Source organism: Massiliimalia massiliensis, from assembly GCF_900155615.1.
Taxonomy (GTDB): Bacteria; Bacillota; Clostridia; order Oscillospirales; family Ruminococcaceae; genus Massiliimalia; species Massiliimalia massiliensis.
Genome location: NZ_FUHT01000003.1, coordinates 601,982 through 616,123, shown reverse-complemented (window position 1 = coordinate 616,123; position 14,142 = coordinate 601,982). Strand labels below are relative to the sequence as shown.

11 protein-coding genes are annotated in these 14,142 nt (G+C 48.7%); 1 reads left to right on the top strand and 10 read right to left on the bottom strand.

From position 1 onward, the window contains the following. Positions 1-30: 30 nt before the first annotated feature. Positions 31-1,236 carry a resuscitation-promoting factor gene (locus CZ360_RS07015; RefSeq protein ID WP_077533455.1) on the bottom strand — a complete coding sequence of 402 codons (1,206 nt, stop codon included), beginning with the start codon at positions 1,234-1,236 and terminating at the stop codon, positions 31-33. 557 nt (positions 1,237-1,793) lie between these two features. Here CZ360_RS07015 and CZ360_RS07010 point away from each other — a divergent pair. Then, a complete protein-coding gene (locus tag CZ360_RS07010) occupies positions 1,794-2,510 on the top strand; it encodes a hypothetical protein (RefSeq protein WP_077533454.1) in 717 nt (238 codons plus the stop codon). An 83-nt stretch (positions 2,511-2,593) separates the two neighbouring features. On the opposite strand, the gene CZ360_RS07005 is transcribed toward CZ360_RS07010, so the two are convergent. The 9 genes from CZ360_RS07005 to thiI all read right to left on the bottom strand — a co-directional run bounded on the left by CZ360_RS07005 (position 2,594) and on the right by thiI (position 14,134). Beyond that, positions 2,594-4,741, bottom strand: coding sequence for a Tex family protein (locus tag CZ360_RS07005; RefSeq protein ID WP_077533453.1), 2,148 nt, complete (start codon positions 4,739-4,741; stop codon positions 2,594-2,596). A 59-nt stretch (positions 4,742-4,800) separates the two neighbouring features. Beyond that, the gene (locus CZ360_RS07000) at positions 4,801-6,225 is read right to left on the bottom strand and encodes a DUF4340 domain-containing protein (protein WP_077533452.1); all 1,425 of its coding nucleotides are present in this window, start codon (positions 6,223-6,225) and stop codon (positions 4,801-4,803) included. A 3-nt stretch (positions 6,226-6,228) separates the two neighbouring features. Continuing rightward, positions 6,229-7,692 (bottom strand): GldG family protein, encoded by a 1,464-nt coding sequence (locus CZ360_RS06995; RefSeq protein WP_077533451.1) that lies wholly within the window; start codon positions 7,690-7,692, stop codon positions 6,229-6,231. Between the two features lie 14 nt (positions 7,693-7,706). Next, positions 7,707-8,408: an ABC transporter permease gene (locus CZ360_RS06990; RefSeq protein WP_077533450.1), complete on the bottom strand. Its 702-nt coding sequence runs from the start codon at positions 8,406-8,408 to the stop codon at positions 7,707-7,709. Next, positions 8,405-9,442, bottom strand: a complete 1,038-nt coding sequence (locus CZ360_RS06985; protein WP_077533449.1) for an ABC transporter ATP-binding protein — start codon at positions 9,440-9,442, stop codon at positions 8,405-8,407. Before CZ360_RS06985 ends, CZ360_RS06990 begins: the two co-directional genes overlap by 4 nt. Before the next feature lie 245 nt (positions 9,443-9,687). Next, entirely contained in the window at positions 9,688-10,740 is a 1,053-nt protein-coding gene (locus CZ360_RS06980; RefSeq protein ID WP_159438158.1) for an aldose epimerase family protein, read from the bottom strand. Between the two features lie 42 nt (positions 10,741-10,782). Continuing rightward, positions 10,783-11,670: a class B sortase gene (srtB, locus tag CZ360_RS06975; protein WP_159438156.1), complete on the bottom strand. Its 888-nt coding sequence runs from the start codon at positions 11,668-11,670 to the stop codon at positions 10,783-10,785. Further along, entirely contained in the window at positions 11,660-12,928 is a 1,269-nt protein-coding gene (locus CZ360_RS06970; protein ID WP_077533446.1) for a competence/damage-inducible protein A, read from the bottom strand. Before CZ360_RS06970 ends, srtB begins: the two co-directional genes overlap by 11 nt. A gap of 27 nt (positions 12,929-12,955) precedes the next feature. Further along, complete coding sequence (gene thiI, locus CZ360_RS06965; protein WP_077533445.1) at positions 12,956-14,134, bottom strand: tRNA uracil 4-sulfurtransferase ThiI; 1,179 nt, start codon at positions 14,132-14,134, stop codon at positions 12,956-12,958. Positions 14,135-14,142 lie beyond the last annotated feature (8 nt).

Here is a 14,142-nt window from a genome sequence, read left to right as displayed (position 1 = left end):
AGGAGCTTTTGTTTGGTCAAGGAGTCAGTACTACTCGAGTACGTAAACATCAACAGTTTTCGCACCAAAGCGGACGCTTTCCGCATAGGTGTTAAAGAACAGGTCAACCAATACTCCGCTGCCATTATGGACAAACGCGCCGGTATCTGCAACCTTGGAATATCCGTACACATAGCTTCCGCTCGGCGTGCGGATATAGAGCTTTGTCCCCTTCGGGAAGCGGCTCAGATCCATTGCCACACAGCCCGGAACCAGCTTTGTCGGCCTTCCCAGCGCACTGTAAGCAGTTGCTTTCCCAGTCACTTTGTATTTATAGTTAAGCGGAATTCCGTTTTCGTCAAGCTGGAGGTCGCTGCTGTCATATTTCAGCACGCTTCCGCCCCAGGAAACCTTAGCACGGTATTCAATTACCTCGTCAACCGGTTCTGTGAGTACTGTCTCTTTGATGGTCGTAGTTTCTTTTTCCACACCATCCACGAAACGGGTCTGGCGTGTCAATTCCTTTTCGCCGTTTTTCCCGCTCTGCATCACAACCTCGCGCTGGTTGCTCGGGCAATCTCCATCCGGACGCTTTGTTTCAAATGGGATTTCCTCTGTCTCTGTGAAGGTTTCAAAGGTCACGCGATTTACAACGATTCCCATATCCGGAATTGCCTGTTCTGATAGCGCAACATTGATCAGGTCGTCCTCACTGTAGGTGATATTTGCCTTTTTCAACGCATCCTTGACAGTACCTTCTGCCATCACAACTGTCTCGGTTTTCCCATCCGCAGTCACTGTGACATTAAAAGCCCGTTTAATCATGATGCTCGCTTCATTTTTACTGTTAAATCCGGAAAAAACACAGATATCGTCTTTTCCTAGTGTAATCTTCTGCTCCTCCAGAATCTCATCTAATTCAGAATAGGGCGTATACCGGTAATAAACGTCCTCCCCCTCATACACAGCAATCCGGTTGTCTGCAACGGTCAGCCCGGTACATACCGCCAGAGAAACTGACGCGATAGTACCGATCAGCAATACTTTTAACATGGAACGGGAAACTCTTTTTCCCCGAAAGCTCTGTGCAAAAGCCTGTGTATTAGAAACGACAGCAGAACCGACCTGACTAAAGCGGTCTGCTAAAGCTGAGACGGCAACGCCTATTTCCTTTTTATGCTGCTGTGTTTCTTCCTGAGGAGCGACAGCCGGCTGCGTACCCTGGTTCTTTTCCTGTACGTCCATTTGTTCCCTCATTTCTCCGCCCTCTTCCAGTTCCAGGGAAACAGCGCGGAATTTTGTTACATTTGTTACTCTTTTGTAATTATTATAGTCGTCTTTCTCTCATTTGTCAAGAAAACCGGAGTCCTGTCTTTTGTATAAAACTGCTAATATTTGAAACCTGTCTTTCACAAATCAGAACAAATCCTCCCTAATATCTCCAAATTTCCCGCTTCCTCCCAAAAAACGCGGGGATTTCTTTGCTACTTTTACCAAATTGATGTTTTTTGTATTTTTGAGCATATCCACTATTTTTATTTTGTTTTACTTCAATATTTCTTGCAATCGCACAATTACAAAGCTCAATTATTGTATATTATATCTAAATTTATACTATTTGTATATTTTATTCTTTCGTGATAACTGATACCGTTTCTCCTGGTACATCTACCTATCAAAAAATTACAATTTGTCACAATAAAGACAAAGAACATGGAATCATCCGCAAAATTGACAAACATTGGATTCTTTGTTATGCTGATTTTAGTTATCGGCCTTTGTACGGAGGCTTATCTTTATGTTATAAGGAAGTGATGAAATTGCGAAAAGTATACATGCTTTTCACCGTCATGGTTATGTGCTTCTCGCTGACCAGTTGTTCCGGAATTTTTAAGCTGATACACGATTCTGTTGACCCGGACAATCCACTAAGCGGGAAAGATACGGATGAACGTATTATGATGTGCCTTGAAACAACCTATCCCGAGCATACCTTTTCAGTGGTCGAACCATTTGATAAAAAAGCAAATAAGGGAATTTTCTGCGACGAAAATGGAACAGCGTTTTCCGTTCATAATCTTTTATATGATAATGTTTATCATTTCGGGTGCGAAAACGATTATTTGGCAGTTCTTTTAAAACAGCAAAATTATTTTGATACATTATCTAACATTACTGAACAATATGGGTATGTTCTGGATATAGACTATGTAAATGAATCTGTGTGGATCGAGCCAACAAACAGGAACGCGGAACATCCTGATTTTTCACAGTATGCATGCATGGTACATGAAATTTTAAACTCTGTTAAAATACCGCAGGTAATTTTTCCAGAGGATACCGGTTTTTCTACAGGTGAAGTAAATTATTATACAACCCCTTGTTTCGGTCTTGTAATGTGTGAGATTTCATATGATGATATCAGAACGGCAGTCAATTTTTATTTTGAGGATCAAGACTTGCCAGTCGAACAGTTACAGCAGCGTTTTGAAGATGAATTAGACGAACTGAAACGATCTGAACGGCCATAACGTTTCAGCCCTAGCAATCCCCATTGTACCACAACAAACAGCCAGTGCAGTGAAGAACTTTCTTCACTGCACTGGCTGTTCACTTATTTACCAGGTTGCTTCATGGTAAGTGCGATCCGCTTGCGTTTCAGGTCAACGTCCAAAACCCAGACCGTCACGATATCCCCAACACTGACAACGTCCAGCGGATGCTTCACAAAGCGGTTGGAAAGCTGGGAAATATGCACCAGCCCGTCTTCATGTACGCCGATATCCACAAACGCGCCAAAGTCTATGACATTTCTCACAGTGCCCTTAAGCTCCATCCCAGGCTTTAGATCCTTGAGTTCCAGCACATCAGAACGCAGCAGAGGCTTCGGAAGTTCATCCCTCGGATCGCGCCCCGGTTTCTGAAGCTCTGCAACAATATCCCGCAATGTCGGGATACCGGTATCAAGGCGCTTGGCAAGCTCAGGATATCCAATCCCCTCCGCACGCTTCGCAAGCTCGCCGATCTGCCTGTCTGCCACATCGCTAAGCTGATAGCCGCACGCCTGCAGCAATTGTTCCGCAGCCGGATAGGATTCCGGATGAACACCAGTATAATCAAGGATATTCTGCCCGCCTGGTATCCGGAGAAAGCCCGCGCATTGGGTAAACGCCTTTGCGCCCAGCTTCGGCACCTTCATCAGTTCTTTCCGGTTCTGGAATGCGCCGTTTTCCTCGCGATAGGCGACAATATTCCTTGCTACACTCTGGTTGATCCCCGCTACCCGCGCCAGCAGGGGCTGGGAAGCGGTATTAAGATCAACACCGACGGTATTGACGCAATGCTCTACGACACCGCCCAGCGCTTCGTCCATCCGCGCCTTCGGCATATCATGCTGATATTGTCCTACTCCAATTGCCTTCGGGTCAATTTTGACAAGCTCTGCCAGCGGATCCTGAAGCCTTCTGGCAATCGAGACTGCGCTGCGCAGAGAAACGTCATATTCCGGGAATTCCTCCGCCGCCAGCTTGGAAGCCGAATATACGGACGCTCCCGCCTCCGATACCACCATATAGGACACCGGCGTTTCAAGCTCACGAATCAGCTCCGCTACAAAGCTCTCGCTCTCCCTGGAAGCAGTTCCATTTCCAATGGAGATCACAGTCACATGGTATTTTTTGATGAGAGCGGAAAGTGTTCTTTTCGCCTCTTCTGCCTTTTTCTGCGGCGGAGTGGGATAGACTACCGTTGTCGCAAGCACCTTTCCGGTTCCGTCAACCACCGCAATCTTGCATCCGGTACGGTATGCGGGGTCAAGCCCCAATGTCACGCAGTCCTTGACCGGCGGCTGCATCAACAGCTTCTCCAAATTCTCTGCAAAGATATGGATTGCCTGTTCATCTGCCTGTTCCGTTAACTGGCTGCGGATCTCACGCTCCAGCGAGGGGAAAATCAGGCGGGAATAGCTATCCTCACAAGCGCTTTGCACCAATTCTGAAGCTTCACCTTCCCCTTTTACAAACTGACGGCAAACCGTATTCAGCGCGGCGGCTTCATCTGTTTCTACCGATACCTTTAGAAAGCCTTCCCGTTCCCCTCGGTCTGCTGCCAAGACACGATGCCCTGCAATTTTACTCAGTGGTTCCTGATACTCATAGTACATCGTGTAAACACTTTCTGCCTCCGGATCGGAAGCTTTGGTCACCAACCTGCCCTGCCGCAATAGCTGAGCCCGCAGTTTCCCGCGCAGGCTGGCGTCATCCGACACCTCTTCTGCAATAATGTCCAGAGCACCCGCAACCGCAGCTTCTATTGTTTCTACCTCATCATTTAGAAAAGCCTTTGCTTCTTCCGCAACGCCGGTTTCCTTTCGTTGCTTTAAAATCAATTCCGCCAACGGCGCAAGTCCCTTTTCCTTTGCCACTGAAGCCCTTGTTTTGCGTTTTGGACGGAACGGACGGTATAAATCCTCTACCTCCGTCATGGTCTGTGCCTGTTCAATGGACTGGCGCAGACCATCGGTCAGCTTTTCCTGACCCTCGATGAGTGCCAATACCTCCTCCTTCCGTTTTTCCAGCCCGCGCAGATAGGTGAGCCGTTCGGACAGCGCCCGCAGCACCTGATCGTCCAGCGACCCGGTCAGTTCTTTCCGATAACGCGCAATAAATGGGATGGTGTTCCCCTCATCAATCAGCTTGACCGTGTTTTCAACCTGCTGGTGTTGAAGCTTTAACTCTTCCTGCAATTTTTTGATAATATCCATGAAAAAAGTCCTTTCGTTAAAAAAAGCGTTAGAAACAATGTTCTAACGCTTTTTTGGAGTTACCAGGTCGTATCAACGTCTTTTCCGTCAATCAAATTCTGGAGCTCCCGTTCCAGTTTATCCAGATACGCGCTTCGTCCGGAACGGTTTGCCTGTCCATTGAGTGCAAAGATCATCTGCCGGCCTCCGTCATCATACAGCTCAATGGTATCGCTTCCGCCTGCACGGTATTCATAGGTAACGGATACCACCGGATCGCTGGTGACAGTACCGGTATAAATCGCTTCCAGGCTCGGATTCAAAATCAACTGGTACAACTGTTTGAAGTTGTCCGTATCAATATTCTTTCCATCCAAGGTGATTTTCAGCTCATCATCTTCGCCGGTCAGCTCATAGACATAGGTTTTATCCTCGAATTCCACAGTCACTGTCTTTACATCATCGATATACGGCAGAATTCCCAGGCTGGATACCAACGTATTCGGATCTACAGTCAGTGCCGCGACACTTTCGGTTTTCACACGATAGATGACGTTATTTTCGTTGAACATCATATAGTAGGACTCATCGTCCGCCTTGCTGCCAAAGGTCATTGTTGCAGTACGTCCGTCATACTGCAGCACAATGGTCGCCGTCGGATCGTCAAACCCATACTGACTTTTCACAGCCTCGGCATCAAGCGCTACCGCTTCCTCCGCGGTCAGCCCAAAGAGCGGAAGAATAATCTCCTCATCCGCATGCTGGGAGTCAAGGTCACACTCAACCGGGCTTACCATCTGCAATGTTGAAGCATACATCTGGGTTTCATCATCCCCGGTTTGCTGTGCCTTTTCCATTACAACCTTATAATCGAGGTCTTTCCGTTCGATGGTCATCCCTTCGATGGTCGGAATCGCTTCGGAGTCTTCCGTATCATAACCCTCGATAATTGTCATGTTCAGATACGCGAGCTGTGACTGCTGCAGCTTCTGCGCATTGGCAACAGTAATGATATAAAGCGCCTCGTCACCGTCAACCATTGCGTAATAGCCTGCCTCGTCCGGCGTCATATCTCCGACTGTCACCGTATGGGTAGTCCCGTTATTAAAGGTCGCTACTCCGGTTCCGCTCGGATTATCCAGCCCATATTTCGCCTTATCCGTCACCTTGTCGAGCAGCTTCTGCTTAGCGGCAAGCTGAGTATAACGCTCGGCGGTATCCGTATACGCCTCGCTGTCGGTTTTGTAGTCGTCCAGCGCCGTGATACCCCACTTCTGTTCTCCAACCTGCTCCAGGCTATAGGTTCCGGTCTCGTTGGTAACCTGAAGTGATTTCAGGGAATTTTCTTCTTCCTGATAAAGGTATACATCTTCTTCCTCAGCCGATAGCGCAGATGAGGTGTCTGCATCATCCTTCGGCTGGGTGAACAGCAATGCCAACATCGCCCCGATCAGCAGAACCAGAACCACCGCGCCGATCAACAATGTTTTTTTCTTTTTGTTCATAGGTTATTTATTCCTCCTGAGCACAAAGATCACAATGCCGACAATGACGCAAATCACCGGCAGTACAAACATGAACAGCACGCTGATTGTCGTAAACTGGGACTGTGTTATGGTCAGAGATTCCTCATCAAAGCTGACCGACACGATATTCAGCGTATCTTCTTTTCCGACCAGCTTGTTCACCAGGTTTACTGTATATTCGTTATTATTGTAATTCGCAGAAGAGGTAAAGCTCGAGTCAAACATTGTCTGGCCGCCGAATACCAGCACATTGGACGTAATCGCATCGGTTCCCTCATAGCGGGTGCGTGTTCCCACAGCAGCTACTGCATAAGAGGATTGTTCCTGTGCGTTCGGGTCAAAGTCCTCACCCGGCTCATAAGGCACAAGGATAGAGGTTGCCGGAGCGGAAAGCAGAACAGAAGCAGTACGATTGCTGGATTCTTCCCATTTCAGGCTCAGCGGACGGTTATATGCACCGATAAACGGCAGGTCAGGCTGTCTCAGATCAGTCACATAATCTTCCTTGGTATATTCCAGGCCCATCATGAAATTCTGCCCGTAAACGTTGCTGGTATTGGTTTCATAAACAAGGCCCTCGCCGATTTCGATGCCCCATTCGCCCAGGAAGGCTTCAAGGTTCGGCAGCTCCGGCTGCTCGTAAGAAGCAATATAAACTAACGATTTCCCAAACTTCCCATCGTTATCCAGGAATGCGTCCAGCTTCTTCAGCTCCGCTTCGCTGTAATCCGTTGTCGGCGCATAGATCACCAGCAGGGAGGCGTCCTGATTCAGCTCTTCAGTAGTGATATTCTGCTGAGCGACTTCATAGTTGTTGGAGGTCAGCAGAGAGGTAAAGCCGGCAACGTCTGTCTCAGAATGGCCGGTCAGGATCGAGGCCTGCATGACTTCATTGTCCGTAACATACATGATTGCGGAGGTCATCACCTGTTCTGCCTTAGATGAAATAGTGGTCGTCCCGGTGGAGCTGTTCTGCTGCTGGTCAAACAGATCGGTAATCGTAGTGACCTTTACACGCTTGTCACTTTCCACCACAATGCTGGACTGCTGCACGTCATAGGAAGAAAACTTCTGTGCAAATTCCGGTTCCTCCAGCAGGTCAACAAACTGTACCTTGATGTGAGAATTCTGTTTTGCATAGTTATTGATGATTTCATAAGCCTGCTTGTAATAAACAGAGCTGGAAGCAGCGTTTACAAAATCAGATTCTGAAACGCAGACATAAATATTTACATCTGAGTCAAGCTTTTTTACATAATCGACTGATTCATCTGTCAGCTGGTAAATATTATCCTCTGTCAGGTCAATATTCACCGGAAAACGGTTTAACAGAAGGCTTGCAATGATGTTGATTACCACTACCACTACAATGAATCCAACCGTCAGGATGGTCGCCATAGAGCCATGTTTAAAGCGGCGACTTTTCAAAATATTTAATTTCTTCATCACACTTCAACTCCTTAGCTCCAGCGTTTTCTTTCCAAAATACGGACCGTCAGGAAGTTGAAAACTACAACTACACTGAGGAAAAACAAAATATTGGAAAAATCCAAAATTCCCGATGTAAAATCATTATACCGGGTCAGGAATGACAGCTGTTCAAAAATAGCGCCCAGCCATGCAACCGGCATGATGGAAGCAATCGAATCAATCATGAATACAAAGAACATTGCCGCAAAACCGCCGATTGCAGCGATCATCTGGCTTTCTGTCAGGGACGAGATAAACATTCCGATGGAAATCAGAGAGCCACCCAAGAGAATAATTCCCAAAAGGTTGCCTAAAAAGATATTCCACTGCGGAGTCGCCATAGAGGAAAGGATCAGGAAGTACAGGATCGTAATGGCAATCCCAATCCCGAACAGCGCGAACGCCGCCAGGAATTTCCCCCAGACAATGCCGTTTAAAGAAACCGGAGCAGTCAATAGTGCCTGGTCAGTTTTCAAACGCTTATCCTCACTCATAAGCCGCATGGTTAAAAGCGGTATGGTAAACATTAAAACAGTAAACATACTGGAAAAAACTGTACCGATGCTGTTTGTCATGCTGTACAGCACCGCGGAGAAGAACTGCCCGCCAAAGAAGTAGAAGATTGCCAGATAAATATACCCCAAAGGTGCCCGGAAATAAGTTGCAAACTCACGTCTTAAAATTGCGCTCATTCTTCGTCACCCCCATCTTCTTGTTCTTCTGCCTCTGCCGCCGGCTCTGCCTTTTCTTCCGGCTCTTTCTCAGCAGCAGGCATCATATTAATATCCGTCCGCCCTTCTGTGAGCTGGAGGAAGATATCTTCCAGGGTCAGCTCGCTGCTCTTCAGGCTCATAATCGGCCAGTTGCGGCTGGAAAGGCGTTTAAACACCTCGCGGCGGATGTCAAAGCCCTTTTCCGCCTCAATAATATATTCGTATACTCCCTTTTCACGCTTGCCCAACGCCTGGACTTCGGTCATGGCCGGGATCGAACGCAGCATGGAAAGCACTTCTTTTTCCGGGCCGTCGATCCGGATGGTATACCGTACATCATCGGAAAGCTTGTTCGAAAGATTCGTCTCCGTATCGTCCGCAACCAGCCTGCCCTGGCTGATTACGATTACCCTGTCACATACCGCCTGGATTTCCGGCAGGATATGGGATGAAAGGATAACGGTATGGCTTTCGCTCAACGATTTAATCAGCGTTCTGATTTCGATAATCTGTTTGGGGTCAAGACCTACTGTCGGTTCGTCCAGAATCAGAACCTCCGGATTTCCAAGCAGCGCCTGCGCAATCCCGACACGCTGTTTATACCCCTTTGACAGGTTCCGGATCATCCGCTTGCGGACATGGGAAATCTTTACCAGCTCGCAGATTTCGCTGATATGCGTTTTCTTGCTGGCGCCCACCCTCACCTTTTTCAGGTCATACATAAAGTCCAGATACTCGTCCACCGTCATGTCAACATACAGCGGCGGCTGCTCCGGCAGATAACCTATTTTTTTCTTTGCTTCCGTCGGGTTTTCCAAAATGTCAAACCCATCGATGATGGCTTGTCCCTCAGTTGCGGAAAGATATCCGGTCAGAATATTCATCGTCGTGGATTTTCCAGCGCCGTTCGGGCCTAAAAAACCTAAAATCTCACCCTTGTTTACCGTAAACGAAACATCATCAACAGCCAGTTTGTTACCGTAACGCTTGGTCAGGTTTTTTATCTCGATCATCAGTTCTCCCTCCAATATCGATAATTTTATGTCCATCCTCAGGGGTTTTTAAAACTCCCCAATCTAGCAGACAGGAAAACAGACGCCTCCTTTGTTTTGGCGTCTGCTCTTCTGGTCATAAACAGACAAAACAACAATTATTAATATAACACATTTCATTCATGTTTGCCACATATTTTTTCGAAATGAATGTGAAAATATTGTGTTTCTTTTGCTTTGCCTATTCATAATTCATTCATTTTTAACTATTTTGCTGAGAATTTAAAGATCGTGGTGTAATTATATACATCCCCGGCATGCAGAATCGGAGCTCCCAAATGCTGCTGTACCATGGCGTTCGGGCAGCACTGTGTTTCCAGGCAGAAGCCGCCGCGGTAATGATAAACGATTCCGTTTTTCCCCGCTTCCTCCTGAATCTGGTTTCCTGCATAAAACTGGACGCACTGCTGGTTGGTATAGACATCCATGACAATCCCGGTCTGGTCCCCGGCCACCTGTACCGCATGGGTCATCTGACGTTCTTTCGTTCGCAGGATAAAGTTGTGGTCGTATCCCTTGGTGATGGCAAAATCCGGGACATTGTTAATTCGCTCGCCGATTGCGTGCGGCTCGGTAAAGTCAAACGGCGTTCCCTTTACGCTGAACACTTCGCCGGTTGGGCAGCAGTCATCGTCCACCGGAGTATAAAAATCGCTGAAAATAGTCATCTGATGGTTTTCAATAGACCCGCTTGCATCCCCGTTGAGGTTAAAATAAGCGTGGTTTGTCATATTGACAACAGTATCCGCGTCTGTTTTTGCAAAGTATTCCAGGATCAGCTCGTTGTTCCCGCTCAGGGAGTAGCGGACACAGACCTGAAGATTTCCCGGAAAGCCCTCGTCACCGTCCGGGCTGTAAAGGCTGCATTCCAGGCACTGCCCATGCTCCTTTTCCGCTACCGCCACATTCCAGATTCTCGTATCAAATCCATCCGGGCCGCTGTGGAGGTTGTTGGCGCCTTCGTTCTGAGCCATCTGGTATTCCTTCCGGCCGATTTCGAATTTACCATTTTTAATCCGGTTTCCGTTTCTGCCGATCAGAGCGCCGAGATAGGCGCCGCCCTGCTGATAAGCCGCAGCGTTGTCCTTTCCAAGCAGGACGTCGTAAATCTGTCCGTTTTTGTCAGTAGTGCGGATGGCGACCAATGTTGCGCCATAATTAGAAATATCCACCTCGGTATTCCCATTTTTCAAGGTGAACAGGGTTGCCTGCCGCCCATCGCTGGTGAGACCAAAGGGCCTGTTTGTAACTGTAGTCATAAGCATTCTCCTTTTTATTCAATCCGGTAGTTACCGTATATCTTACTGATTCGGGTTTTTCTTTCCTTTTGCTTCATACCACGCGTCCGGCATAAACCGGCCCGGATGGGTCTGAGCGCTCTGCGCCAGTTCCTTCCCATCCTCCCCCTCCTGCAGGAGCTTTCCGACTACTACAAAACGGGAGTCGTCAAATTCATAATCGCAGGTGGACAGGGTGATCAGCTTGTCTCCATATTCCACAGGAATCGCAGAGCGGATATAGCTTCTGCGCTCCACCTCGCTGATAAAACCATCAAAGGCCGCCTCATCCGCCGCCTCCACGAAATTGTGGTATTCAAACAGTTCCCCCTGGGATGGATAAATTCCCGCCATAAACATTCCGATAATCACAAAATCCTGCTTGCCGTAGAGGGTGTCAAAATGGATGACCGGATGCTCTTTATAATAATCAAGGCTTTTGTACTTTAACAGATCCCGAAAATAGGAGCCGTCAAACGCGCTGTGCCCGTAAATGACAGAATTGTCAGAAAACAAGTCTTTTCCGAACTGGCATCGGTAATCGGCAAATACGGTTCCGAGACGGTGGTATTCGCCGTCCATATTCCTGCGCAGATAATAATCGTTATCCTTTCCCTGGACAACCGGATAATCAATTTTTGTTCCGTCAATGGATATCCAGCCAAGAAAATCCGGGTACTTTGCATGCAGAACGGCAAACTCATCGGTCGCGCCGTCCGGCAGCTTTGACAGGTCGTCATCTGTAGGCTTTTGCTCCTTCAGCTCATTGATCTGTCCCAAAAACTGGTTCGCGCTGAAATAATCATAAAGCTGGTATCCCAGCAGCCCCAGCGAAACGACAAAGATGGCTGAAAAGATTACAATCAAGACTGTGTATCTTTTCTTCCCGCGCGGCCTTGTCTTAGCTTTCATAATGTACCTCATAGGCCGTTGGATCTTCTATGGTCAGGCGCACCATATTCATCGCGTTCAGGCAGGTTTGGGTTCGGATGTAATCCCGCTCATTGCGATGCCGCGCAAAATAATAGTGCTCGCACCATACCCTCCCATGATGCTCCACCGCGATATAAACGGTTCCGACCGGTTTTTCTTTACTTCCGCCGCCCGGGCCCGCGATTCCGGTCACCGCGACATTATAATCCGCGCCGCTTTTCTCCGCCAGCCCCTTCGCCATCTGTACCGCGCATTCCCGGCTAACCGCGCCCACCGTTTCCAGTGTTTCGCGGGACACGCCCAGGAGCTGTTCCTTAATGCGGTTTGCATAGGTGACTGCGCCCATCTCAAACACCTCAGAAGAACCCGGCACCTCAGTGATTTGAGCAGCGATCATACCACCGGTACAGCTTTCAGCCGTAGCCACGGTCTCACCATGCTGCTGGAGACTATGGACGAGCGCTTCGTGCAGCCCGCCGATATCAATCCCGTATATGGTATTTCCAAGCCGTTCCCTGAGCTGGAGAATCATACCGTCCACCAGCTCCTCAGCCGCCTGCTGCGACGGCGCTTTTGCCGTTACCCGGATGAGCACCTCCCCAGTTTTTGCATAAAGCGCAACCGTTGGATTGCCTGATGTGACCAGGTCGACAATCTTCTCCTCCAGCGAGGACTCCCCGATTCCAAAAACCCGGACGTTCTTTGAAAAGATAATCCCGTTCGTTCGCTGCTCCAGATACGGCTTCACCCTGTGGGTAAACATCGGCTGCAGTTCCCTGGGCGGGCCAGGCAGCAGAACGACGGTGCGGTGATCCTTTTCAATGATAAATCCAGGCGCGGTTCCCCAATCGTTCTGTAAAATGACAGCATGCTCAGGCACCATTGCCTGTTTCTTATTATTTTCGCTCATCACTCTGCCGGAACGGGCAAAAAACGCCTCCAGCCGAGCTCCAATTTCTTCATTGTAGCGGCAGGAAACCCCCATCAGCTCGCAGGCGGTTTCCTTGGTGATATCATCCGTCGTCGGGCCGAGCCCGCCAGTCAGGAAAACAATGTCGCTCCGTTCCAGGGCGGTCTGCAGGATCGCCGTAAACCGCCTGTCGTTGTCTCCAACCGCGGTATGGTAAAATACATTGATCCCCATCCCAGCCAACTCCTGGGAAAGGAACTGGGAATGGGTGTTGAGGATATCTCCCAGAACAATCTCCGTTCCGACTGAAATAATCTCAGCGTTCATAGCAAAATCAGCTTCCTTTTTCTATAATTATAATGCGGCAATGGTCTTGACCTCTGTCTCCCGAACCGCCTCCTCTACCAGCGGCGCAAAATCAAAGGCAGCCTGCGCAGCACGCACCTGCTCGACAGCAGGGCGGGTTTTTGGATGCTTCGGGGTAAAGACGGTGCAGCAATCTTCAAACGGGAGAATTGACGTTTCAAACGTCCCGATCTTCCGAGCAATTTCGATAATTTCATTTTTATCCATCCCGATCAAGGGGCGGAAAACCGGCATTGTGCAGACGTCGTCCGTCGCAGCAATCGCACCGATTGTCTGGCTGGCGACCTGCGCGAGGCTTTCTCCAGTAATCAGTGCTTTCAGGTCATTTTCTTCGCTGATTCGGATTGCGATTTCCATCATCAGGCGGCGCATAATAATCGTGAAGAACTCTTCCGGGCAATGGGTCTTGATCGCTTCCTGAATTTTGGTAAATGGAACACAGTGGAAATAAATCCTCCCTGCGTACCGGCTGACAATTTCGCAGAGGTCTTCCACCTTCTGACGTGCGCGGTCGCTGGTATAGGGCGGACTGACAAAGTGGACGGCATGAAGGATTAACCCCCGCTTTGCCATCATATAGGCCGCTACAGGACTGTCGATTCCGCCGGAGATCAGCACCATTGCTTTTCCGGACGAGCCGACAGGCATACCGCCGGCCCCGGGGATTTGTTTGCCGTGAATATAAGCGCCGAAATCCCGAATTTCAATCGTCACGGTTACCTCAGGATTGTGGACATCCACCTTGAGATGCGGGTAGGCGTCCAGCAGCGTGCCGCCCAGCTCCTGCTGAATCTGCGGCGAGGTGAGCGGAAAGCTTTTGTCCGCCCGCTTTGCCGTTACCTTAAAGGTTTTGGCATAGGGCAAAACGTCTCTCATATATTCCACCGCGTCGGCCTTGATCGCCTCCAGCTTCTTTTCAGTCACCAACGCCCTGGTAAAGGCGGCAATACCAAACACATTGCTCAGGTGGTCGGCCGCTTCGTCAAAGTCAATGTCATCCTCTTTGGGTTCGATATACATGGTCGACTGCGCGCGGGTGACTGCAAATTTCCCGACGCCCCGGAGACGCCATTTGATGTTTTTTACCAGCGTATCCTCAAAGGTTTTCCGGTTGAGTCCCTTTAAGGCGATCTCTCCCAGCTTAATCATAATTACTTCCTGCTTCATATCTCTGT